The sequence below is a fragment of the Novosphingobium sp. 11B genome, assembly GCF_054589055.1.
Genome location: NZ_BAAILP010000044.1, coordinates 47983 through 71265 on the forward strand (window position 1 = coordinate 47983; position 23283 = coordinate 71265).

Annotated in this window: 18 protein-coding genes and 1 pseudogene; 5 read left to right on the forward strand and 14 right to left on the reverse strand. The window is 58.3% G+C overall.

Annotated elements, in window-relative coordinates; translation table 11 throughout:
* From ACYPYD_RS03780 to ACYPYD_RS03790, 3 genes and pseudogenes are all read left to right on the forward strand, one after another.
* Entirely contained in the window at positions 1–1251 is a 1251-nt protein-coding gene (locus ACYPYD_RS03780; RefSeq protein WP_459662122.1) for a serine hydrolase domain-containing protein, read from the forward strand.
* Positions 1248–2735 carry a flavin monoamine oxidase family protein gene (locus ACYPYD_RS03785; RefSeq protein ID WP_459662123.1) on the forward strand — a complete coding sequence of 496 codons (1488 nt, stop codon included), beginning with the start codon at positions 1248–1250 and terminating at the stop codon, positions 2733–2735. The genes ACYPYD_RS03780 and ACYPYD_RS03785 overlap by 4 nt, the downstream gene beginning before the upstream one ends.
* Positions 2736–2893: 158 nt before the next feature.
* Positions 2894–3340 (forward strand): annotated as a pseudogene (locus tag ACYPYD_RS03790) (IS5 family transposase); the annotation flags it as partial.
* Between the two features lie 107 nt (positions 3341–3447).
* Here the strand turns inward: ACYPYD_RS03790 and ACYPYD_RS03795 are convergent.
* Both ACYPYD_RS03795 and ACYPYD_RS03800 read right to left on the reverse strand, forming a co-directional pair.
* Complete coding sequence (locus ACYPYD_RS03795) at positions 3448–4113, reverse strand: helix-turn-helix transcriptional regulator (RefSeq protein WP_459662124.1); 666 nt, start codon at positions 4111–4113, stop codon at positions 3448–3450.
* 134 nt (positions 4114–4247) lie between these two features.
* Positions 4248–5207, reverse strand: coding sequence for a Rossmann-fold NAD(P)-binding domain-containing protein (locus ACYPYD_RS03800; protein WP_459662125.1), 960 nt, complete (start codon positions 5205–5207; stop codon positions 4248–4250).
* Between the two features lie 180 nt (positions 5208–5387).
* Between ACYPYD_RS03800 and ACYPYD_RS03805 the strand changes: the two genes are divergently transcribed.
* Entirely contained in the window at positions 5388–6743 is a 1356-nt protein-coding gene (locus ACYPYD_RS03805) for an MFS transporter (RefSeq protein ID WP_459662126.1), read from the forward strand.
* Between the two features lie 29 nt (positions 6744–6772).
* Here the strand turns inward: ACYPYD_RS03805 and ACYPYD_RS03810 are convergent, their stop codons facing one another.
* Entirely contained in the window at positions 6773–7675 is a 903-nt protein-coding gene (locus ACYPYD_RS03810; protein ID WP_459662127.1) for a LysR family transcriptional regulator, read from the reverse strand.
* Positions 7676–7835: 160 nt separating this feature from the next.
* Between ACYPYD_RS03810 and ACYPYD_RS03815 the strand changes: the two genes are divergently transcribed.
* Positions 7836–9191, forward strand: a complete 1356-nt coding sequence (locus ACYPYD_RS03815) for an APC family permease (protein ID WP_459662128.1) — start codon at positions 7836–7838, stop codon at positions 9189–9191.
* A 53-nt stretch (positions 9192–9244) separates the two neighbouring features.
* Here ACYPYD_RS03815 and ACYPYD_RS03820 read toward each other — a convergent pair whose 3' ends face one another.
* The 11 genes from ACYPYD_RS03820 to ACYPYD_RS03870 all read right to left on the reverse strand — a co-directional run bounded on the left by ACYPYD_RS03820 (position 9245) and on the right by ACYPYD_RS03870 (position 23247).
* On the reverse strand, positions 9245–10315 hold the full coding sequence (locus ACYPYD_RS03820; RefSeq protein WP_459662129.1) for an aminotransferase class V-fold PLP-dependent enzyme: 1071 nt from the start codon (positions 10313–10315) through the stop codon (positions 9245–9247).
* A gap of 90 nt (positions 10316–10405) precedes the next feature.
* Entirely contained in the window at positions 10406–11935 is a 1530-nt protein-coding gene (locus ACYPYD_RS03825) for a S10 family peptidase (RefSeq protein ID WP_459662130.1), read from the reverse strand.
* Positions 11936–12046: 111 nt separating this feature from the next.
* The gene (locus tag ACYPYD_RS03830; protein ID WP_459662131.1) at positions 12047–13009 is read right to left on the reverse strand and encodes an aspartate dehydrogenase; all 963 of its coding nucleotides are present in this window, start codon (positions 13007–13009) and stop codon (positions 12047–12049) included.
* Positions 12915–13382: a RidA family protein gene (locus ACYPYD_RS03835; RefSeq protein ID WP_459662132.1), complete on the reverse strand. Its 468-nt coding sequence runs from the start codon at positions 13380–13382 to the stop codon at positions 12915–12917. The genes ACYPYD_RS03830 and ACYPYD_RS03835 overlap by 95 nt, the downstream gene beginning before the upstream one ends.
* 185 nt (positions 13383–13567) lie before the next feature.
* Positions 13568–14353 carry a pyridoxal-phosphate dependent enzyme gene (locus tag ACYPYD_RS03840; protein ID WP_459662134.1) on the reverse strand — a complete coding sequence of 262 codons (786 nt, stop codon included), beginning with the start codon at positions 14351–14353 and terminating at the stop codon, positions 13568–13570.
* Positions 14338–15330 (reverse strand): retropepsin-like aspartic protease, encoded by a 993-nt coding sequence (locus ACYPYD_RS03845; RefSeq protein ID WP_459662136.1) that lies wholly within the window; start codon positions 15328–15330, stop codon positions 14338–14340. Before ACYPYD_RS03845 ends, ACYPYD_RS03840 begins: the two co-directional genes overlap by 16 nt.
* Before the next feature lie 10 nt (positions 15331–15340).
* The gene (locus ACYPYD_RS03850; RefSeq protein WP_459662138.1) at positions 15341–16843 is read right to left on the reverse strand and encodes a S10 family serine carboxypeptidase-like protein; all 1503 of its coding nucleotides are present in this window, start codon (positions 16841–16843) and stop codon (positions 15341–15343) included.
* Between the two features lie 32 nt (positions 16844–16875).
* Positions 16876–18285, reverse strand: coding sequence for a S10 family serine carboxypeptidase-like protein (locus tag ACYPYD_RS03855; RefSeq protein WP_459662139.1), 1410 nt, complete (start codon positions 18283–18285; stop codon positions 16876–16878).
* A 59-nt stretch (positions 18286–18344) separates the two neighbouring features.
* Positions 18345–21311, reverse strand: a complete 2967-nt coding sequence (locus tag ACYPYD_RS03860; RefSeq protein ID WP_459662140.1) for a TonB-dependent receptor domain-containing protein — start codon at positions 21309–21311, stop codon at positions 18345–18347.
* Between the two features lie 55 nt (positions 21312–21366).
* Positions 21367–21636: a hypothetical protein gene (locus ACYPYD_RS03865; protein ID WP_459662141.1), complete on the reverse strand. Its 270-nt coding sequence runs from the start codon at positions 21634–21636 to the stop codon at positions 21367–21369.
* 234 nt (positions 21637–21870) lie between these two features.
* On the reverse strand, positions 21871–23247 hold the full coding sequence (locus ACYPYD_RS03870) for a S10 family serine carboxypeptidase-like protein (protein WP_459662143.1): 1377 nt from the start codon (positions 23245–23247) through the stop codon (positions 21871–21873).
* Between the last annotated feature and the right edge of the window lie 36 nt (positions 23248–23283).

Below are 23283 nucleotides of genomic sequence, written 5' to 3' on the forward strand. Positions count from 1 at the left end.
ATGAAAAGACGCTGCCAAATACTCTTCGCTGTTTCATGGGCGGTTTTCGGCTATGCATCTGTTTTAGCTCAGCCTGAGGGCCGGATCAATGAAACAGAGAGCATCTATCGCCGGCGCTTCGCCGACATGATGGCCAATGGCGGAATCATGACCAGCTATGCTCCGATGGAAGCAGTAGCGGGTGCGAAGCGACCAATTCCATTGCCGGAGGCAGCGGACAAAGAGCACCGTATCAAAACCGCGGCTCTCGATCAGGCTGCAGCCTATGCAAGGGCGAGCAATGCCCGCGCCTTCATGGTCTGGCGTGATGGCAAGGTGGAGCGCGCGGAATATTACAAGGGCGGCGATCGGAACACGCCCATTGTATCCAAATCGTTATCGAAGCCACTGGGCGCCATCGCGATCGGCCGAGCCATTGCCATGGGTAAGATCGCATCAGTCGATCAGCCGGTGGCCGATTTCATCGCGGAATGGCGCGGCACGCCAAAGGCCGCGATTCTTATCAGGCATTTGCTGGACATGCGGGCGGGTCTGATGGAGCAGGACTACAGTCCAGATCCCAACCATCCGCTCAATCGGGCCTACCTCGACCCGGATCATGGTCGCTACATCATAGACTATTATCCCTTAACTCATAAGCCGGGCAGCTATTATGGCTACAGTAACGCAACGGCGGAACTGGTGGCCCTTGTAATCGAGAGGGCGACGGGGCTACGCTATGGCACATTTCTGAGCCAGGAGGTGCTGGTACCCATCGGCGCGATGGGCGGGCAGATTTGGGTCAATCGACCCGGCGGGCTGGCCCATTCGGGCTGCTGCATGACCCTGCCTGCGGAGACCTATCTGCGCCTTGCTATCCTGCTGATGGACGATGGTATAGTCGGGCGAAGGCGACTTTTGCCAAAGAACTATGTAGCCGAGATGGCTAAGGGAACGGCACAAAATCCGTATTACGGCATGGGGGTCTGGGTCGCCGGGACCTATGTCAATCGCCGGGGATTTGGTGCGGTGGGCAAGCCGGGGCCGCGCGTTCTGCACAGCGAACCTTATCTCGACAAAAACCTGTTCCTGTTTGACGGCAATTCCAGCCAGGTCGTCTATATCTCCCGGGCAACCCGCACGATCATCCTGCGCCTCGGTGACACGGCGCCCGCCAAACCGGAATGGGATAATAGCAAACTGCCGAACATCGTCTTGCGCGGCCTCATCCGCCAGACGAGAGAGCATGCGCCCGAGGTACAAGCGCGATGAGTGGGGTTAAAGAGACGTTTTCACAGAAACATCCACCGGAAGGCGTCACAAACATGGAATGTTCGCGTCGCACATTTACGGCGGGAGCGCTGATGCTTGGCGCGTTGGCATTGACAGACCGGGCAGTCGCGGCTCCCGCAAAACAGGCCGACGTGATCATATTAGGCGCGGGTATATCGGGGTTGAATGCTGCATGGCTGCTGGAGCAGCAGGGGCTGAAGGTCATCGTTCTTGAGGCCAGAAAGCGCGTCGGCGGCCGCATATTGAGCCTTCTTGACCAGCCAGGTTATCCTGAAATGGGATTCAATTCCATGGGTGAAGGCTATGGCAGGGGCATAGACGCGGCAAAGCGCGCGGGTGTCGAACTGGTCGATGTGGCGCAGCGCTTTTTTGGCGGGTCACCGCAACAACTATTCCTCGACGGCAAGGCGATATCGAAAGCAGAATGGGCGGCATCCGCGCTCAACCCCTTTCCCGCCGAGCTGAAAACCGCGATGCCGTGGGAAGTGGTCAATCGCCTAGTCGGCGCGCACAACCGACTGGCGGACTTCACCCTCTGGACCGATCCGGCCAATGCGATACTCGACATCTCAGTTTACGATCTACTTAAGTCTCATGGACTTAGCGATGCAGCCATCGCGCTAGCGAACGACACTTCGCCCTATTACGGGCAGACGGCGCATGACGTCTCGGCATTGATGCTAGAGTTTAACGATGGCTTCATCAAAAGCCAACTAGCGGCGGGTCCGCGCGCACTGGCGGTGAAGGGCGGCAACATGCGCCTACCCATGGCGATGGCACGGCAGATAAAGGGCGATCTGCTGCTTGACCGCGAGGCAGTCGCGATCGATGTCGAGCGAGATGGTGTGACGGTTCGCTGCGCTGATGGAGCGACCTTTCGCGCTGGCCGTGTGATATCCAGTCTGCCGCTGTCTACATTGCGCCATGTTCGCATTACGCCGCGGCTAACGGGTCCACAATTTCAAGCGATGGCGACGTTGGCTTATCAACCGATAACGTTGGCGTTCCTGACCGTAGCCGCGCCTTTTTGGGAAGCGGATGGACTTTCACCGGCAATGTGGACGGATGGGGCGCTGGGCGTTGTCCTGCCACAGCGTTTTGGGGCGGATCCCACACAAGTAACTGGGCTGGTCGTGCAAGCGCGCGGACGCCTCGCCGAGTATTGGGATGGTATGGGCCGTGACGAGGCGCTTGCCCATGTGGTGGCGCATCTGGAGGCCATTCGCCCGGCTGCAAAGGGCAAACTGCGGGGCGCTGCCTTGCACAGTTGGGGCCTTGAACGTTTCAATAGGGGGCATCTCGCCTATTTTGGGCCGGGACAAATAGCGGCTTTCGCGCAGGATATCGGCAAGTCTGTCGGTCGCCTGCATTTCTGCGGAGAGCATACAGCGGTCGGCGCGCGCGGGGTGGAGGGAGCATTGGAATCGTCCGAGCGGGCTGCAACAGAGATATTGATGGCCTGATCCGCGCAAAGAGATGAAAAAGTGTTATACCAAATCCCGTTGAGGCTGGCTCATTGGGATACCCAAAGCAGATTTTTCTGATTCACCATTGCGAGCGGCTTTGTTGCGCAAATGCCCAAGGGATTCCGTTCGTGAATCCAGCGGGTTAATGGGCGGCGATGAGCAAACCGCCCCGCGCACGTTACCGCACGACGAACTGGAAGTCCTACAACGCAGCGCTGGCACAGAGGGGTTCGCTTCACGTTTGGTTTGATCCCGGGATGCAATGGCTGTCCGCGCCGATGGGCAAGCGTGGCCGTCAGTCCGTCTTCTCGGATGCCGCGATTTAGGCCTGCCTGACGTTGAAGGGCGTGTTCAAGCTGCCCTTGCGCCAGACGACCGGAATGGTCGCCAGCCATCTCGAGATGGCAGGGCTCGATTGGCCGGTGCCGGATTTCAGCACTTTGAGCCGGAGGCAGAAGACGTTGCTTGTCGAGATCCCCTGTCAGCCCAGTTCCAGACCGTTGCACCTGCTGATCGACAGCACGGGCATCAAGGCGGTGGGCGACGGGGAATGGTGCAGGCGCAAGCATGGTCCGTCCAAACTGTCAACTTGGGTCAAACTCAGCGGGTCGCGTAACCGAGCGCTTTCAAAGGCCAACCGCTACCCGGTGACCGATTTGCGCAACAAAGCCAACTTTTTGTCGACGCGATGGTTTATGCGAAGGCTTGCCTACTCCCGCTTTTCGCGGACGGAGCGAAGAATATGATACAGATTCGCCCTGCCAAGACCGAGTGCAGATGCCACGAGAGGAACTGAATTACGTGCCTGAAAGATGTGGGCTTCGTCTAAGCGACGTACTATGCAGCGGCGGTCTTCGCGCGTCAGGACCGCCATCGACTTTTTCATTGAAAGGAGTTCTTGTCGCAAGATCATATTGACCTGCTCTCGAAGGTCGCCCTTGAATAAAAATTCAGGGATGGGTGCTGGACTACTTACAAAATTGCTTAGGAGCTCGATAGCTGCATCGAATTTAGACATATCGAGGTTTATGCAGAGATAGCCAGCGCGGTTTCCCTGTCGATCTGGAAGTACCGCGCTGATTGATTTGATGCGACCGCCGTCACGTTCCGCTTTTTCGTATGGGCCCACTATAATATTGTTGGACTGCAGTTCGGGATCGTTGCGCAGATTTGAAGGATCGCCAACGCGGCGGTTCGAGAACGCGTTCCATATGCCAGCAATGCGGTCGTTAGCGATATCGTGGATTACTACCTCGGCATGAGGGTGGAGCAAGGTTGCAATCGCTTCCGCGACTGCCTGGAACGCACTCAGATCTGGAGTAATGGCGATCGGCAATCCAGACGGCAGATTTTCAGGACTCTGAGACTTGGTCATGGCGCTTTCGTATCGCAAAAAACACATCACGCCTATCCATGGCTGCAAGATGGCAGCAAGGTCTAGCGCTTTCTGGCAGGCATTTGCGCGCCTCATCGGCCACCAGATTTTCGAGATTTCGATACAATCAGATCTCAGGCGCGGCGTTGGTTGAATCCCGTGGCAATCCGATCAAGAAACAGGCTTGCGATAGCATGATCCTGCACCGAAAGCCCAGTCAGATCGGCGATGGTGATCTCTTCTGGCTTAGTACGGGCAGACACGCCGCTTGCCAGGACCTCACCCAAGTTGCGATCTGCGGCTTCGCTGACCACGCCGCTACGCACGGCGGCGCCGAAATCGCCATGCTCGAGGCATTGTCCATGATCGTCAGTGAGTATCGCGCCAGCACATGCAAAAAGGGTGGGGTCCAACTCAACCTTCCCTGGGGTGTCCGCGCCAAGTGCCACGATATGAGTGCCGGGCATTACCCATTCCTGGCGGACCAGTGGTACTGTGGATGGGGTAACCGTGACTATAAGATTGCAATTACCAATTTCTTCGATGCAGTCGATAGCGCAGGCGCCCACCCTGTTTGCCAAGGCCCTCGCATTTTCCGGTGACCGATTCCATATTCGGGTGGAGGTAACCGCGATTTCCTCCTTTAGCCACTGCGCCGCGAGTTGAGCTTGAAGGCCAGCGCCGACGATGCCAAGATGGACAACTCCCACAGGAAGGGCTGCCCGCGCCGCCAAAACTACAGCCGCCGCCGTTCGCCACGCCGTCAGCATTCCCTCGTCACACAACAAGGCCAGAATATTGCCAGTACGCTGACTCATGGCGAGCATGAGACCGCCGGTGTTCGCGAGGCCAAGGGAAGCGTTGCCATAAAAGCCGGTCGCAACCTTGATGAGGAACGTGTCGCCACCCGGAACAAAGCCTGACTTAACGTGGCAGTCCCCAGCCTCGAAGGTAAGATGAATTGGAGAAGATTGCCAATATTCTCCTCGCGAATGCGCGATCAAGCCCGTCTCAATAGCGTGGATAATCGCGCGTCGGTCAAAGACGCTCTCCAGCTCTTTCAGATCGACAAGGCGAAAACCCGGGCCGCTCATTCGCTCTTCTTGCACCCACACGTCCCGTGCTCCATTCCGTCGCATCATTGATCGCGCGAACCCACGCACCGATCAGCTACACAATATGTCTTGCCATAATGTCCAAATCAAACGATTTGTCAGTATGTGGCTCACAGACCTTGCGTCTACGATGAGCAATGGTCCAATTTGGATGTTTGCATGATGCAGGATAAAGCTGAGAGAACAGGCACTGTGCGTAATGAGGCGCTTCCCCCATCTGCCAAGATTGGCTGGGCGCTTGGTCAATTGCCTATCGCTTGTCACGTGGGGCTGGTATCTTTCTACCTTCTATACTTTGTTACTGACGTTCATCACATACCCCCGGCATGGGCCGGCATTGCGCTGGCGCTGCCGCGGATTTTCAACATTGTGTTCGATCCTGTCGTGGGAAACTGGTCGGATCGGGTCCGGACGCAGTTCGGACGTCGCCGCCCGTTCCTGCTCGCCGGGTCTATCTGGTGGGGAGCGAGCCTGTGCCTTCTATTTGCCTTGCCTGTCGAAGCGGACCAAATGCGCGGGGCTGCCATTTTGTGCGTTGCCTTCCTGCTCGTTTCGGCAGGGCAGACGCTGTATCACGTGCCCTACTCGGCGATGCTTCCAGAGATGACCGAGATTGATGCCGAGCGCATCAGCCTTGTCGCGTGGAAAGAAGCCGTTTCCCGCGTGGGAATTCTGCTGGCGGCATCGGCGGTGCCGGTTATCGTTGCTTCGCATGCTGATGAAGCCATGGGCTACCGATCGGCTGGACTTCTGTTCGGATTGGTCATAACAGGCAGCGGTACATTGGCGTTCCTGGCGACGGCTGGAAATTACTGCGCGTCCCCGACCGCAGTTCCCGACCGGCTGCCGCTTCGCGAACAATTTACGGAGATTGCGCGCAATCGACCGTTCAGGTTGCTAGTACTGAGCTATGTGTTCATCATGCTGGCGGACGAGGTGTTTTCGGAAGCGCTCGTTTACTATGCGGTCCACGTGCTACGACGAACGCCTGCGTTCGTCGGGCAGGCCTATCCCATCAGTTCAATCGCTGCGATTCTCACCGTCCCATTTTGGAACCGATTGGCGGCGAGGAACGGTAAGCGGCGAACGTTCTTCGTCGCTTGCACCGGCATGGCGCTGGCATGGATTGCCATTCTCGTTATACCCGCCAGGCACGGCGCGCTGATGTTGCCACTTATGGGCGTGATTGGAGCATTTAATGCCGGGCTGTTGATGCTGCCGAATGCGATGGTCCCTGAAACGATTGATTTCGACACCAAGCGAACCGGAATGCGACAAGAGGGAGCCACTTACGGGGCTTGGATATTTTGTCAGCAGACGGCCATGGCTGGCGGAGGAATTCTCTTGTCAATGATGCTCGCGGCAATTGGTTACGTCGGCGGATTGGCAAATCAGCCCGCGTCGGTACAAAGGGCGTTGACGCTTATCATCGCTGTCCTTCCCGCGCTCTTTCTTGTTATCGCGATGGTTCTTATTGCCCGCTATCCACTTGGCCGTTTGAAAACCGAAGGTTGACCGTCGCTGAGTCCGCAATTTAGCATGTTTCAGGCTGCATCGCCCTGTATGGTGAGATTTTCCTGGAGGCATAGGGAAAACTGCTGGATCAACTTTGGCACGTTAGGGCGTCTTAGCGTGATAATGTCCAACGTGCTTTGCGAGAAAGTCGGATGCTCGAACTCAATGGCGCGCACCCGACCCTCATGCTGATCGTGCCATGCTGCGCGCATGGGTAGGATCGAAACACCGGCGCCGGAACGCGCGAAATCGCGCAGCGTCTCAAAGCAGTTGGTTTCCAGCAGAGGCCGGGTCAGCACCTGATGGTCCGCGCAGACGCGGTCGAACATTTGCCGCACGCCATAAGTGCGAGGCGGAATAGCAAACGCTATGTCGGCAAAGTCTCGGACATGCACGCTCGCTCGCAAATGAAGCGGGTGGTCGAGTGAAACAACCGCGGTAACCGGCTCCCTGATCTGCGCGATATGTGCAATAGTTTGATCAGCATGGACATTGTAACCTATGCCAATATCGCATTTTTGCGTCTGTACAGCTTCGACTACGGCTGGGGCAGGGACCACATGAAAGTTGAAAAGCACATTGGGATAGCGTTTGCGAAATGCCATCAAGGCTTTGGTCGGTCCTATTGAAGTTATGCTTTCGACCATCGCCACCGTGATTAAGCGAGACGAGCCGCGTGTGTCATTGAGATCGGAGCGCAACGAGTCAAAACCACTGATCACGTTCTCGCAATATTCCGCGACCAGCTGGCCTGCATAAGTAAGCGTAAGCCCGCAAGTCGAACGGCTGAGCAGCGGGGTGCCGATCAAACGCTCGAGAATGGCAACCTGCCGGCTGACCGATGATGGCGCAACGCTGAGTTGCTCCGCCGCCTTGCGGATTGAGCCCGCCCTCACCACCTGCCGGAACGCACGAAGCGGGTCAGGGAACACCGAATTGCTCTGTGCGCGATAGAATCATTGCACAGCAAATGTACGGCAGCTTTTGTATTCGAGCAATGCCTGGGGGTAGGCCGTTGCGGCAAATGCAACGGCGCAATGCGCAGAAAGAATTCTGATCGGGTTCGATTTTCCCTAGCATGGACGCTCGTCTATGAAAGCCAGCGCGATGAAACAGGAATGCGATAAAGGTTCACTGAAGCCCAATGCCGGACTGCTGGATGTCGTGATGCTTGGCGCCGGATCGGCGATCGGATCTTCCATCTTCTCGGTACTCGGTCCAGCAGCACGCGTCGGTGGGGAAAGCCTGCTGTGGGCAATCCTGGCCGCTATGGTGCCGATGGCGATCCTGGCGCTGGTCTACGCAGCGGTAGCATCAGCCGCTCCGCGTTCGGGTGCTTCGTACGAATGGCCGCGGATGTTCATTGGACCACGTTTCGCGTTCATGGTGGCTTGGCTGCGCATTTTCGGGAGCGTGGGCATGCTGGTCACCGGATCGCTGGTCCTCGCCCATTATCTGGCAATCTTGACCCCTCTACCCCCCACCGCGACGATGATGGCGATCTTCACCGTCCTATTTGCGCTCAACCTGTTCGGAATCGCGCTTGCCGCGAAAGCGCAGACATGGCTGATGCTTATCCTGCTTGCCACATTTTCGATCTTCATCGGCGAGGGATGGGGGCGCATCGATCCTTCCCGTCTCGGCGAACTTTGGGGACGGCCTGCGTTCGCTGGCATCTTCCTGACGCTCCCACTTTTGATCAACCTTTTCATGGGAATCGAGACAGCGACCGAAATTGGCGAGGAGGTACGCGACGCGAGCCGCAACGTACCGCTGGGTATCTTGCTCGCGGTTCTGCTGACGTTGGCGGTCTATCTGCTGATCACGATGACGGCGCTAGCGCTGATCGGGTGGAGGGGGATCGCCTCAGGAGATACACCGCTGGTTGTGGCGGCCCAAGCAACTGGGACACGCTATATCGTACCGGTTATGCTGGGTGCAGGTATCTTGTGCCTCGTGAAATCGCTTAACGTCAATTTCATGATTTTTTCACGCAATCTGTACGCAATGGGCCGCGCTGGCGTGCTTCCTGCGCCGCTGGGCCGTGTACATGGAAGTTGGGGAACACCCCATGTCGCAGCGACAGCCGTATTCCTGCTGACCTGTCTCGGTCTTCTTTTGCCTAAAGATCTGGTTTTTCTGTTTACCGCGACGAGCATTCCAACAGTGCTGAAGTACATCTCTACCTGCCTGTCAGCGCGCGCAATGGCGATTCGGCAGCCTGAACTCGTTGCGACGGCGCGCTTCAGACTCCGACCCGGGACCCTGATCGTCGTGGCGATGCTAGGGGCCACTTGCGCTATGGCAATCGCCGTCGCCGCACTGGCAACTGACTGGCGAGCCTATGTCCTGATCGGGGTATGGGCTCTTCTCGGCATATTGTATCGTATTGCGGCACGACGGCACGAGGCAAAGGGGCGCACGGTGGCGTCCAAGGTGCCGCCATGATGCCGCCATGATGCCGCCATGATGCCGCCATGATGCTGAGGGGCGCCATGTTTTTAAACAAGGCACCCTTCCAAAATGGTCAGCGCTTCGTCGATTTCTGCATGCGAATTGAAGGCAGCGGGGGCGAGCCGTATATAGCCCTCATGTGCTGTGACGCGTACGCCTGACCTGTGGATTGCCTCGACTCTCGTGCGGTCGAGGTGCGCGCCGCCGAAGGCACGAATCGACGACGCTGATGAACGCGGCGTGAGAATATCCAGTCCCGCAGCGCTCAGGCGATCGTCGATGATAGCCGTCAGTGGACGCCATCTGTCGCCTGCACCAAACGCCTTCATGGCGGCAATGGTGCGCGGCAGGGTCTCTACCAGGATTTCGACTGCAGAGGATCCAAGCGTCCCGATATGAAAGAAGGCGGAAGCGTTCGGCAACGGCTCGCGGGTTTGCAGGTCGCCGCGGACAGGACGCGAGATTAGCGGCCATCGATCGCGACGCACGTAAAGAAACGCTAGGCCCATGTCGCCGAGTAACCATTTATATGTGCCGCATGCGCAGAAGTCGACGCCGCTTGCCTTGACGTCGATCGGTAGTGTACCGGCCTGCTGGATAATGTCGGCGTAGACGAATGCACCCTTGGCATGCGCCATCTCGCATACCTGTCTCAAATCGTGTTCGGCGCCGTTGAAATGTGACACCCCTGACAGCGCGACCAGACCTGTGGCATGAGTGATCGAGGTTGAAAGGCGGTCGTAATCCGGTGCACCTCTGGAGATGGGAAGGATTGAAACATCGTTCCCTTCCCGGATAAGCGATCGGTACATCGCCAGAGCATCTGCATAATGAAGCTCGTCCGTGACAATCCCGGCGTCAGAGCGCGGCAATCGTAGTGCCTGCAGAACGAGATTTTCAGCGAAAAGCGTGCTGGGGACAAGGCTGATCTCATCGGGTTCGGCATTTATAAGCGAGGCGAACAGGTGTCTGGCCGTGTCTTGCAGGGCCGTTAATCCTTGCTCCCGGTCGTGGCGTGTCAAAAAGTCTGCATATGCATGAAGGCGAGCTGCCGCAACTATGGGAAGCGGATGTCGCGCTGCCGAATTAAGATAGAAGGGCGGCGCCATGAAGTCCATGCGCGACCATGGGAGGTGGTTCTTCACAATCCACCCCCGGACAGGAAGGAATTCTGGCACTTTATGCGCAAAACGGATTGTACCCGTATATCAAGCATCAGCAATCAGCGCGCGCAGATCACGTGCAAAATCATTTCCCGTTCCCCCGAGATAGACCATGTGGCCTGATGCGTAGCGGGTGAAGCGTGTCCGATCCATTGGCACGTTGGCACGGCCAAGAGCGGCTTCGGCCGCGAACATCGGTGTCGCGAGATCGAAGTAGCCCGATGCAACCAGAAGCTTTAGCTGCGGATTGCGACGCATCGCGAGCGCGAGTTCGATTGCGTAACTGCGCGAGGTTGCCACCCCGTCGCGTTCCCAGCGCCATTTGTCAGAGAGGCCCGTCCAGTTGATCGCTGCGTAAACATCATCGATATCCACCTTTAGGTCGCCTCTGAGATACTGATGCCAGGCACCAACATAACTAGGCGTGTACTGTGACATGGCGGGATCGTCGGCAACGCCGTCGAGCTTCAGTCCGGTGCGAGCATGGGACAGCGTGTAGCGGGTGTCGTATACGCCGAGGTCGCGCTTTTCGTGAAGCAGCAGCGTCGTTGAGAAACGATCGGTGGAAACGCGCAGATCTTCGGAAAGGATCAAGTCGGCCGAGAGACCGATCAGATTTGCGATCCGATGCGCGCCGGCGATGCGTTCTGCCGATGTCAGGGCGCTGCTTGCCTGTAACAGTTGCATGTATTCGCCGCCCGCAAAGGCGGCCGCCTCTTCGACGAAACTTTCGAGCCGCCGGCCGGCGCGGTCGATCTTGTTGTGGTACCAAGCGGTCGCGGCATAGCTTGGCAGGAGCATGGCGAAGTCCTGATCCGACGGTGCTTCTGAAAACGGCTCAAGCACTGCCCCGACGAGTGCTATGCCGTTGATGCTGATTGCGTGAAGCACCCCGCCGTAGTCAGGACCGCCCATCAGCATGCGCTGGAGAACGGCAGCCCGAATTGTGCCGTAGCTTTCGCCGACGATGTACTTGGGTGATTCCCAGCGATCATTTGCGCTCAGCCAGCGATCGATGAATTGCGCGATGGAGCGGGCGTCCTCATCGACGCCGTAAAAATCCCCAGCGTTGCCCTTGCCTCTGAGCCTACTGAACCCTGTCCCGACGGGATCGACGAAAACGAGGTCCGCTATGTCGAGCGGAGAACCGGGGTTGTCTTCCATTTCATAGGGCGGCAACACCGAAGGGTCGACATCGCGATTGAGCCGCACACGCCTCGGCCCGACAGCACCGAGATGCAACCACACAGAACTCGCGCCGGGTCCGCCATTGAACACGAAAGCGACAGGGCGGCTCCGCGGATCATCGACTCCGCGGCGCAGGTAGGAGAAGGAAAAAATGCTGCCCAAAACGCCGGTTTCATTGCGTATCTCGGTATCGGCGGCGACGACGCGATAGGTGATCCGCGTGCCGCTGATCACGGCACTATGTCGGCTTTCAAATCGGCGAAGCGGCGCTTCGATTTCTGCTGCCCAAACTGGTGGCGCCGCGATGCCAACTGGCAGGGCTGCTAGGGCGCCCACGATCTGTCGTCTGGAAAAGTGCGCTGATACCTCGGATCGGTCGGTCGTCAAAACTGCTCTCCTTGGCGGCGCGAGATTGAAGTTCTAGATTGCCGAGACGCATGCCGCCACCATGTTTGCATTGGGAACCGATAGTGCGGCGGGATACCGCGCGTCAGGCCTTCACACATAGGACAATACTGCAACCCGATTCTGGATTGAAGAAAGCACGCTCATTGCGACGACAGCCGAGCTTTTAGGGTTTTTTTCCGCAGCATTGCCATGCACTTCGACCATGAGCCTGCCCCCCGCACCCTCTGCATACAATCGACCCAAATTGCCCTCGATTGCAGGATCTGCCACGAGGTGAACCTGGGTAGAGTCGAGGCCGATCCCGGCAATGGCGATTGCAGCCGCTAGATTTGCATTGCGGGGAAAGTCGAGTGCAGCCTGCCGCGCGGACCCTTCGAACAGGGTCTGACGCTGGTTGAGCGCCTCGAGATCGTGGTCGTGCTCAGCAATCGTGTTCAGCCATGCTGATGGTGGCTTGACGGAGGTGTATGTTACCCGCTCAAGCCCCTGACGTTTCAGCGCCAGCAACCCGTCGAACCCGGCCATTGCCCCCGCCGGAAGAAAAATCCGCGAGTTCGACTTCTCTCCCGTCGCGATCAAGGCACGATGAAAATCATCACATGCGAGTGCTCCGACCGACAGCAAATAAAGATCTGCCCCGCACTGCAGGATTTGCTCCCCATAATCGCGGACGCAATCCTGGCCGGCTGCTTCGATGACCACCGCCGGACCTTCATCAAGCAAGTGTCGAACCTGCTCGACCACCTTGACACGTTCGCCCAATAGCTCCCTCGCATGATCGGCCTGGTGGGGGCGCACACACACGACCGACAGGTGAAACCGGCTGGGCATGTCCGCCCAGCCCTCGGCGATCATCTTGCCCAATGCTCCAAACCCGATCAGTCCGACCTTGTCCACTTCGCCTGCCTCATGTGTCGATTTGCGGATGGGTGTATCATCCTCTTTGTTAGAGAGGCTGCTAGCGCCGTTGAGACACGGCCCCGTTGCAGGTTGCGCAACGCCCTTGGGCGCAAAGGGACACTGCGATGCATTCCAATTCCACTCTGGCGCCATGCGCCAACGTAGCGCCACCAAAGGCGCTACGCGCAGGAAGTGGCACGCCATCGAAGAAATGCATGTAGATGGTGTTGAACTTCGGCCAGTCGCTTATGTCCTGCAACATCACCGTACATTTTACGATCGCTGACCGCGGCAGGCAAAGCCGGGAGAGGCTTCGATCCAGATTAGCGAAGAGGCGATCGGCCTGCCGATCGAACTCGACCGGAACCTGTCCGTCGTCGTCGATTCCAATTTCGCCTGACAGGAGAGTTAAACCGCCGACGGACACCGCCGAACTGAATGGAAGAGTCGCGTTTACGTGTGCTAGGTGATGCACGTGACGCTCAAGGAGCGGGGCATTTGCCGCTGGATCAAGTCGCGGGCTCATCGTTGATTTCCAAGGATAGAACGGAGGACTATCTCGTCGATGTTACCGCCCGAGACGATAGCAGCGATACGCGCGCCCGCGAGTTCATTTCCGCACACAGCAGCGGCGACCGGAACGGCGCCTGCTCCCTCAACCACCATCCGGTGCTGTCGAAGGAGCCGGGCGACCATGGCCGCGGCTTGAGCCTAGGTCACGACCGAAGTATCGGCAAGATACCTTCGCAGGTTTGCCCACTGCGATGGCAATACCGTCACGCCGCCCGTTCCGTCAATGAACCCCGAGCGATCGCATTCCACTTCAATTGGTCTGCCGTGTTGGAAGGCGGCGGTGAGCGGGGTCGACGCGTCACTCTCGCATGCGATCACCCGAATGCCCGGACGCAGGAGACGGACAGCGGTGGCTATCCCTAAAGCGAGGCCACCTCCACCGAATGGTACCAGAATTGCGTCAATGTCAGGCTGATATTCAATGATCTCGGCAGCGATAGTTGCATTGCCAAGTATGACCGTACGGCCACTGCTCGGATGGATGAAACAGTGCTTTTCTGCTGCGGGCAGCGCCCCCGACAGGATTGCCCACCATTCGTCGAAGGCAATCTCGATCACATCGGCGCCCAGCGCCCGCATCGCGTCGATTTTACTGCGGGCGGTGGTGTCTGGTGCATAGACACGGAGGGGAACGCCGAACGAGCGGCCTATCTTCGCGAGGCCCTGACCGAAATTGCCCGCGCTCGCGGTCATGATCCCCAATTTGCGCTGCTCGTGATCGAGGCTCAACACGGCAAGGGTGGCGCAGCGTACCTTGAATGATCCTAACGGCTGCAAATTTTCGGGTTGCAGCCAAATATCGCGATCCCGAACGCCGTCGAGCCGGATCAGCGGCGTCCTGGTAATGTAGGGGCTGAGAACCTTTCGTGCCGCTTCAAGCTCGGCCCGTGAGATGGAGGCGAGGTCGCCTAGTGCGTCTGACATGGTGCGACCGACCGATCGAGAAGGTAGAGTTTCCGGCCATGCGAATCCCATATCGTATTGTACTGGTTCAAGATCGCGTATCCCAAGCTAAGGATGTTGGAATGGGCCAGCCCAAGTGGATCGGCGGCAGCAAACACACCGTTGTTTATCGGGATTGATGGCACAACGATTTTCCGCCCGTCCGGCATCCGCACATCGACGTCGTACGTATTGGGCGTAGTTACGGATCGCCTGATATGGCCCTGTGCCAAGAGGCGATCTCGGGTGACGTCGTCGGTGAACAGCGTTCCGTACTGCCCTGTGTCAAACGGCGTTTGGAATGGCACATCGCCTACGTGACTGATGACGATCGGATGGTTAGCAAGCTTGCGGACTTGGTAAGGCAACACCATCGCCAGCTTCTCACCCTCCAGCAAGGCGCGCGCGCCCCGCTGGTCGAAAGTCGCTCGCCGGCATCGATAGTCGAGCTTCATCGCATAGCCATGCCAGAATGCGAACCCAACCCAGCCGAGGAAATCTGGCGTGATTTCCTCAAGCTGCTTGCCGTCCTGACTCGTGACATTGCGCACGTCACGGAAGGACATGTGCCCGATACGAATCTCCGAAATCCGCGGCCTCAGCGTAACCGCAAAATGCTGGCCGCTCCCGAATGTTCCGTCCCCTGCACTCGCTCCGGCGGGCAAGGGAATGCGACGGTCGTTGAGGCCGCTCACTGTACTGCTTGAACCGGTGTCCAGCATGAACTTCCCTTTCACGCCGTTCACCTCGCCGTCAACGAACGGAAACTCCTCGACCATGATGATTGGAAGCTCGACGCGCTCGCCCGTCAGTCTGATCGTAGGTGGTGCGGGTTTCTGCCGCGCCGCAGGTGGAGCCGGTGTTGAAGTGGAACTCGACGGCGGAGTCGAGGTTTGCACGGAAGCGCCGACCGGTTGGACGGCAAGCCACACGATCGGCAGTAAGGACAACGCGCGCATCAATTACCTCCTAACAGCGAACAGGTCCGGGGCGCAGGCAACGGACCGGAGCTACGAATGAACGCAGACGTTCGGCGAAGGCGGCGCGGCTGGCGGGATCTGTGTAGAACATGTGCCCGCCGACATAATGGACGGATTGTAGCCGCCGCACGTCGAGGCCTGGCCGCGCCATTAGGTAATCGTCCGCGCCGGCGCTTGCTGCCGTATCGAACCAGCCGCCAGCCATGAGGACACGCAGCCGCGGTTGGGCCGTCATGATCTGGATCAGCTCGGCGACATAGTCAAACTGGGCATATGTGCTGCCATCGGTTACCGAAAAGGGCTGTTCGGCATAGGTCCACGAAGCGTCGCTCGGTCGATCGGCAATGTCCGCCCCGCCGCTGAGATAATCGGCGGCACCTAAACCGAATTCGGACCGGAAAATGTCGGAAGCGGCTGCTTCGAGTGCAGCCGAGACCGCTTCGTCGGGTTCGCCTGATGCGCTGAGCGGGCCTGTGTAGCGGGTGTCGTACAAGCCTAACGCCAGCCCCCGATCAGCGAGCGCCAGGCGCCGGTAGTCTTCCTTGGGAATATAGAGGTCGTGAGCGATCAGATATTCCGTTGAAATGCCAGTATAAGCAGATAGCTGCCGGGCCACGCGCGCTAGCTCTTCCGGATTGATCCGGGTACCTGCGATCAGCGCGGGAAGCCATTGCACGCGCGCAAAATTCGCAGCGTCGGCCACGAACCGCTCCATCGGCAGCCCCTTGCCCGCGAGCCCGTGATACCAGGCGCTTGCAGCCAGAGTGGGCATGCCGATGATCTGGCCGACGGTGTTGGAGCGTCGCTGTACTGTGTCCACAATCTGGAGGCTCTGGGACAACATGATAACGCCGTTTAAGGTGTCAGCCTGAGCGTCCTTTAGTAAGGCAGCGGCTACGAAAGCCGCGCGCACAGCGCCATAGCTTTCTCCCATCAGATATTTGGGCGAGCGCGCCCGACCATGCGCGCGCACCCATGACTGGATTGCAGAGGCGATGCTTCTGGCGTCACCCCTGACCGAGTAGAAGTCGGGCCGTGCCGCTGGGCTCAGCAACCGACTATACCCGGTTCCAACCGGATCAATCAGCACAATGTCCGCAACGTCCAGGATCGAGTCCGCGTTTGCGACTAGAGGCGCGTGGGCGGGAACAACCAGCTTTGGATCGGCGGGTAACTCGATCCGCTTGGGGCCAAGCAGTCCCGCATGGAGGTAAATGCTGGTTGAGCCCGGGCCGCCATTAAAGGCGAACACGATCGGCCGGTCATCGCCCTTACCGGGGCGCAGATATGATATCGTCGTAATCGTCGCCGCTGAATGGCCGCTCGAATCCTTAACGGCAAAACGATCAAAAGCCGCGACGTAGTCCATGCTCTGGCCGGCGACGATCGCATTGTGCTGCCGACTCATTGTCGGCGGGCCCGCATCGGCGAGCGCCGGCCACGATGGAAGCCAAAGGAGGATCGTGAGCCAAAGCCATGGGTGATGCTTCATGGTGCGTCTCATCATCCGTTGCACTACAGAGTTCATTGTGTTGCGCTCTCGCGAATAAACCTTGCCAAGTCACGGCTCAGTGCGAGACGTGCCGGCTCATCGCGGTACATCATGTGGCCCCCCAAATAGCATCGCAGCGCGATTGATCTGGCTTCCACCCGATCAAGGCGGCGAATGAGTTCGTGCGTCGCCTCACAGCTGTTCTGTGAATCGAACCTGCCCAGAGCCGCAAAGATTTTCAGCGTCGGCGCTTTCACGAGCGCCCGGCTGAGCCATGGCGTGCTCTCGGGAGGTCCGCCGCCATCCTCGGCCTGCTGCATTGATGCTGCGTCGCCAGCATATTTCCAGCGCGCGTTGACAGGTGGCTGGCCGTCTTCCAGCCCCCAATAAGCAAGGGAGGTGCGGTAGCCAAGGTTCCTGAGCAGGTAGCTACGGATATCGGCGATCTGGCGTCTTTCGACCGCCGCCCCGACTTTGTCGGAGGGGCGTTCGAGCATCCGCATATCATAGGGTTGGAGCCGGTTCGGCGCCTTCAAGTTTCGTGTAAAGGCTTTCGTCGTCACCGTCAGGCTCGCCAACTCCACTGCGGATGCCGAGATGCCGAGATGACGAGCAACATCTTGCGCGAGGGTCCTACGGGCATCGACCGACAATGACGCGAGCCTTTGCAAGGCGGGCGCGTATGTCTGCCGCGCCCAGCGGGCGGTGGCCTTGCCGACGCTACCAGCGGACGAGCCCTTGATCTTGCCATGGAAGTATGCGGCCATCGCCTTGTTGGGAGTATAAAGCGCAATGGACAGGGCAGGGGGCAGTGCCGTCTCGAATGAGAGCTTACCACCTGAGATCAGAACAAGCCCTTTGAGCGGCAGGTCCTGATTAAGTAGGATCTCCGCCGTTCCGGTCGCACGGGGTACTCCGAAACTCTCGCCCATGAGGAAGACCGGCGAGTGATGCGCGGAGAACCGATCGCGCCAGGCATTGATGAATGCCGCTGTCCATTTCTGGTCGGCGAGTGTGTCGTAGAACTGCGTGGCATCCCCCTCGTTTGCGGCCCTGCTGTACCCGGTACTTTGCGGATCCAGAAACACCAGGTCGCTTGCCGTAAGCAAAGTCTGGGCATTATCGACGAAACCACTACCCGTCAGTCGCCTCGGACCCGCGAATTCAACGTGCAGCGGGAGTGCGTTGCCGCCTGGCCCACCGTTCCAGATGAAAGTAACCGGGCGTGGGCGCCGAGATGCCACTCGATAGGAAACAAAAAACAGGGCGCCCCGGACGATACCGCTTCCGTCTCGCATCGTCAGTCGGCCAGCGTCACTCACATAGGCGAGCTGGCGACCATCGATCTCAATCACATGGTGTCGATGACTGATCAGTTCTACCGGTGGCGGTATTGAGGCGCGGGCGCCATCGGCGGTCGTGGTTGTGAGCAGCGCCGACAATGGCAAGCCAAAAGCTATCATGCTGGCACGACACGAGCGAAATGACGAACTCATTCGGCTCATTTCAACTTGAGCCGCGCGCCGACGAAAAACTGCCGGCCGATTATGTCACCGTAGTTGAGAACGGTAGAGCGAGAGGGGCCACGGTCAGTGAAATTGTTCACGCCCGCGCGCAACTGAATGTTATCGAGGTCTAGAACCGCGGAAAGGCTGTGGCGCGTGTTGCTTGGAACGATCGGAAATGGCGTGTTCTCAATCGTATCGAAGCGATTGATCTTCGTTTTGGGCAGGTAATAAACTTCGTACGTAAGGCCGAAACGTCCAATGTGGTAACGCACGTCCGCGCGCAGCACCCAGTCGGGGCTAACTGTCGTGCCCGCCTGCTCGGTGGTCACACCCGACACGGTCGTGCGGAGTCGTTGATTGTGAGTCGCGTCAACGGACAATTCGAGCGTTCCCGCATCTTTTCCATTGGCTAGCCAACTCAGTGGAAAGCGATAGCTGCCGTTAATCACATAGCCGCGGTATTGCAGCAAAGCAGCATTGAACGTCGTGGAGCGAGCCGAAACAATATAACCCGTTGCAGGGTCACGCCGGAATGCGGCGCAGATGTCAGCGGGCTGCGGACTGGCGTCAAAGCAGGCCTCGGCAAAATTCGTTGGGGTGAACGCCGTAAGGCCCCCCTTCAAGTCAATCTGAATACGATCGACGCCTATCGAGAGTATTCCAGGAACGTAACTCGGTTGCCATACTAGGCCATAGGTGAACGTATCAGAGACCTCGTTCGAAAGATCGGTATTACCGCCCGATGTTACCAGGGCCGTGTCAAAATTGACTGCCGGATCTGTGAACGTGGCCAGTGGGCCCCATTGCGGGTTAGCCGCGAACAGTGATTGACAGTTAGCGATTCGGTTCGGCACCGATACTCCGGAGTTCAGGAAGCGTGCATCACATGGATCGTTGATGCCGCCCTGCAGCACTGTGGACCGAGGGGCATAGAGCTGATCGAGAGTAGGCGCTCGAAAATTTCTGCTGCGATTGAGACGTAAAGCGAGTCCAAAGCCTGGCTCCCATCGCGCCCCGGCGCCCCAAACCTGCGCCCGGCCGGCTACGGAATGGTCCACAAGACGATACTGTCCCTCGACTTCAAGGCGCTGGACGAAAGGGACCTGCATCTCTGGTGCAATCAAAGGTAAAAGAACTTCGGCTGCAAATTCATCGGTATTGAACTGACCTCCGGTAGGCGGCGAGTAGCTGTCGTTAAAGGAACCGTTTTGATCCGCTTCGAACGGTGTAAATCGAGCTGACTCCCCGCGATGTTCATAAGTTAGGCTGAACTTCGCCGGCCCAGCGGGAAGTCGCATGATATCGCCGCCGAGGGTCGCAATCAGGTCGTCTTGCCTGTTTCGGTAATCCGCTCCCGTCGGCGCCGTTGCATAGGCGCGCGCAGCATCACTGATGTTGCCATTGCCAAACGGATTTATCGGCGAGCATTGCGGGTCGACGACCTCAATCGCATTTACGGCGCAAACGATCTGACCACTGCTGTTGCGAGCGACGTCTACTGCATTCGCCAGCCGAGCATCGACGGCAGCATAACCCGAGTTGCGACCCGAGATCTGCGCGTGGGAAAAGCTGACAGCAAAATTGAAATCGCGATCTAGCGTCCTGAAACGGCCATCGAGTGCTAGAACGCCACGATAGACGTCGTTTTCGTAAGTGAACGCCCGGGTAGGAACCAGAGCATCGAGCGACTTGGAAAGATAAAGTGATTCACCGGCGGCAAAGCCCGGCGACAGGGCGCTCAGCGTCGAAACAGCATCAGGCGTGAGATATGGGTTATCCCGTGTAAACGCGATCGGGTTCCCGCCGAGTACCGAAAGTTGTGGCGCCTGACTGCCGAGCGGGTCTGTGGCCTTGCGATGCGCATAGTTGAGTTCGGTTGATAGCGTCACGTCAGGCGTTATATCGTAATGTCCAACCACGTTGCCGCTCAACGTCTCGACCCCAGAATAAAGCGCCTGGAGTTTGGCATAGGGATATCCGTCGCCGCCGCTGCAGAACGGAATAGGGCAGTTGAAACCCGGGACCGGCGGCCTGCCCATATTGAACGGTATGATCGACCGCCCATCGTTGCTGAACTGGCTGAGCACGAAATCCGAGACGGGCGCGGGCTCGGAAAAGATCACTCCGGGCTCGTTTTGTACCCAGAAGCGAGGATCATTAATCGGCGCGCGCGAAGGAATGCCATCTGAAGGCGTCTGATTCAGGGGGTTCGTGAATAAGCGGAATACCGGATTTGTGATAGGACGCCTGTCGAATAGGAGTGGGTCCGTCTTGCGATATTCCAGATCGATAGCAATGTTGCCACGACCTTCCGAGAAATTTCTACCTGCAACAAATGCTACGCTGCGCCGCGGATAGTCGCCTCGTGATGTGATTCCCGATTGTAAATCCAACTGCACGCCGTCGAACTTATTCTCCAGAACGTAATTGATCACGCCCGCTATGGCATCGGAGCCATAGACTGCTGCACCGCCAGCCTGAGTTATGTCGATGCGCCGCAGAAGGCCGGTGGGGATGATATTCGTGTCGACGACACGGTCGCCTAATCCAGAACTGGTGGTCACCATGCGGCGGCCGTTCACAAGCGTAAGCGTGCGACCCGCACCAAGTCCAAAGATGTCGGGGAACTGCTGACCGTCGCCTGCGGGATTACCGTTACCAGGAGCCTGTGCGAAAGAGGGGCGTATGGATGAGACGGTATTCAACGCCTCGCCGGCCTGAACGTAGCCACGCTGGATTAATTCGTCGGAACCTACCTCAATGATCGGCGCCGAGGTCTCGGTTGCACTTCGACGTATGCGGCTTCCTGTGACGACAATGTCCTCGCCTCGCTCGGTTGCCGCGCCGACGGCGGCATCGGTCAATGCAGATTGCGCGAACGCCGGCGAGGCAAGATGGAGGGAAAATACCAGACTTGTGAGCCCCCCCGCACCGATGAACTGTGACCGATTCAATACCATGTCAGTCCCCCATTTTGAAAGCAGCGCTGAAGAGGTAATGCGAAGTTGGAAGCTTCTAGATCTCGGCCCCCGAAGGTCTTCGTGTCTCTTCAGCACCTCCCGCTTTCGCAAAGAAATAGTGAAGACGGCGCGGCGTCCAGTAGGAAGTGAAGAACGGGCCAATGCCATTTTCGCAACAGCCACCGCCGAGCAGGGTACTCAGTGCAGTAAGCTGAATTGCAAGCGGATCGATGCGGCCGTTTCCAAGGAATACCTGCTGTTGCAACTGACGGGCACGCCAGTGCCTGACTTCGCCTGTTGTTTCATGAGCAGGCAAACCGTCCATCTCGGGCTAATCGATCTTCGGGTTCGAAGTGCATCCGGATCGCCCCGCGCGCTCGCTCCAAGGCTAGCTTGGACGATATGGAACTGTTCGTGACATGGCTGGCGACCGATCGCCGGCTTGGTCCGGGTACGGAACGCTCAAGCACCTGATAATCGTATTGACGGGCACAGGTGGCTACAAAGGAGCAGGATTGCGTGCGTTCAAAAGCACCTCTGCCACCGTCGGTTTTGCGGACTAACGCGCGTCCGGCAGACCCGGCTTAAGGAAAGCTTTGAGGTCGCGTGTAAAGGCTCTGCGTGCGGTTTCGCCGAGATAAAACATATGCCCTCCTTCATAGGACCGCAGAACAACGTCTTTTGGTGCAAGCTCCAGATGTGAAGCGAGATAGCGATCAGCGCCGTAAGAACCGGCGGTGTCAAAAAGACCGCCGGCGATCATCAGCCGCGCGCCATGTTTCCGGATTGACCTCGCGAGTACGCCCGGCATGTCGAGCGGTTCATACGGGTCCGCCTTTGGTCCATAGCGCCATGCCGCTTCGACACTAGGGTCCAATAAAACGTAGGGGGTGCTGTCTATCGGTGAACCGACCAGACCGTACTGTTCGCGATAATGCCGGCGAGTTGCCACCGTCATCCCCGGGAGCAGCGCATCTATCGAAGGATCCTGCGACGGCTGGTTGGGTCGAGCAGGGGCTTGATAGCGGATGTCGTACAGGCCGAGCACCGTACCTCGCGCGCGCAAAGCTTCACGTCTGTACTGCTCTTTAGTGAGCGTGAGCCCGTCCCGCTTGAATCGAGAAGCCGGAATGCCGGTGATTGCGGCTAGATGGTCCCCGATCTCGCGGCGCTGCTGCGGTAGGAGGTCTCGCCCTTTCATCAACGCCGGTAAATACGTCGTCACCGCCCAGTCGTACGCCCGCGACGCGCATGTCGCGGGATCTGTCACATGGCCTCTCTGGCGAAGATGACAAGCGCTGGCGGCGATGGTTGGCAAGCCCAAGGCGGTGCCAAGGTCGTTGTCCGGGCGCTGTCGAGTATTCTCGACCGTGATTGATTGAGAAACTAGGACGATCCCTCGCAGTGCTACCTCTGGTCCGGTGGTAAGGGCATCTGCCACTGCAACCGCCCGTTCGGTCCCGTAGCTTTCGCCGATGAGGTAAACCGGCGCTTGCTCGCGGTGATGCCTGTGCAACCAATCGCGGATTAGCCTTGCCAGGTAATTTCCATCCGCCCGCCAATCGTACACGTCTCCAGGTAGGACGCCCGCATTGACGCGGCTGAAGCCTGTGCCCAATGGATCGACCAGCACCAAGTCTGCTGTTGCCACAATGGGATCAGGATTATCTACAATGTCCAGCACGGCTGGCATCGATGTATTCGGTGGTGGTACGACGACGCGCTTCGGACCGAGTACGCCAAGATTGAGCCAGGCCGACCCGGCGCCAGGCCCCCCGTTAAAGGCAAATAGGACTGGCCGGTCGTGATCCTCCTCCCGGATTACGCTGGTCACGACAATTTCGCCGAGTGCGATATCGTCAGGTGTCCGGGCGGTAAAGCGATCGACCTCGTCGCTCGAAATCGATGCGGCCAGTATGAGAAGCAGACTAAACATGTCGGGATAAGCGCGCAGGCGCGCTTTCGAATGAAT

What these genes read in the sequence shown, in the direction of transcription:
- ACYPYD_RS03780 (WP_459662122.1), top strand. Translation starts at nt 1, where the DNA reads ATGAAAAGACGCTGCCAAATACTCTTCGCTGTTTCATGGGCGGTTTTC.
- ACYPYD_RS03785 (WP_459662123.1), top strand. Translation starts at nt 1,248, where the DNA reads ATGAGTGGGGTTAAAGAGACGTTTTCACAGAAACATCCACCGGAAGGC.
- ACYPYD_RS03795 (WP_459662124.1), bottom strand. Translation starts at nt 4,113, where the DNA reads ATGACCAAGTCTCAGAGTCCTGAAAATCTGCCGTCTGGATTGCCGATC.
- ACYPYD_RS03800 (WP_459662125.1), bottom strand. Translation starts at nt 5,207, where the DNA reads ATGAGCGGCCCGGGTTTTCGCCTTGTCGATCTGAAAGAGCTGGAGAGC.
- ACYPYD_RS03805 (WP_459662126.1), top strand. Translation starts at nt 5,388, where the DNA reads ATGATGCAGGATAAAGCTGAGAGAACAGGCACTGTGCGTAATGAGGCG.
- ACYPYD_RS03815 (WP_459662128.1), top strand. Translation starts at nt 7,836, where the DNA reads ATGAAAGCCAGCGCGATGAAACAGGAATGCGATAAAGGTTCACTGAAG.
- ACYPYD_RS03820 (WP_459662129.1), bottom strand. Translation starts at nt 10,315, where the DNA reads ATGGACTTCATGGCGCCGCCCTTCTATCTTAATTCGGCAGCGCGACAT.
- ACYPYD_RS03830 (WP_459662131.1), bottom strand. Translation starts at nt 13,009, where the DNA reads ATGGCGCCAGAGTGGAATTGGAATGCATCGCAGTGTCCCTTTGCGCCC.
- ACYPYD_RS03835 (WP_459662132.1), bottom strand. Translation starts at nt 13,382, where the DNA reads ATGAGCCCGCGACTTGATCCAGCGGCAAATGCCCCGCTCCTTGAGCGT.
- ACYPYD_RS03840 (WP_459662134.1), bottom strand. Translation starts at nt 14,353, where the DNA reads ATGTCAGACGCACTAGGCGACCTCGCCTCCATCTCACGGGCCGAGCTT.
- ACYPYD_RS03845 (WP_459662136.1), bottom strand. Translation starts at nt 15,330, where the DNA reads ATGCGCGCGTTGTCCTTACTGCCGATCGTGTGGCTTGCCGTCCAACCG.
- ACYPYD_RS03850 (WP_459662138.1), bottom strand. Translation starts at nt 16,843, where the DNA reads ATGAAGCATCACCCATGGCTTTGGCTCACGATCCTCCTTTGGCTTCCA.
- ACYPYD_RS03860 (WP_459662140.1), bottom strand. Translation starts at nt 21,311, where the DNA reads ATGGTATTGAATCGGTCACAGTTCATCGGTGCGGGGGGGCTCACAAGT.
- ACYPYD_RS03865 (WP_459662141.1), bottom strand. Translation starts at nt 21,636, where the DNA reads ATGGACGGTTTGCCTGCTCATGAAACAACAGGCGAAGTCAGGCACTGG.
- ACYPYD_RS03870 (WP_459662143.1), bottom strand. Translation starts at nt 23,247, where the DNA reads ATGTTTAGTCTGCTTCTCATACTGGCCGCATCGATTTCGAGCGACGAG.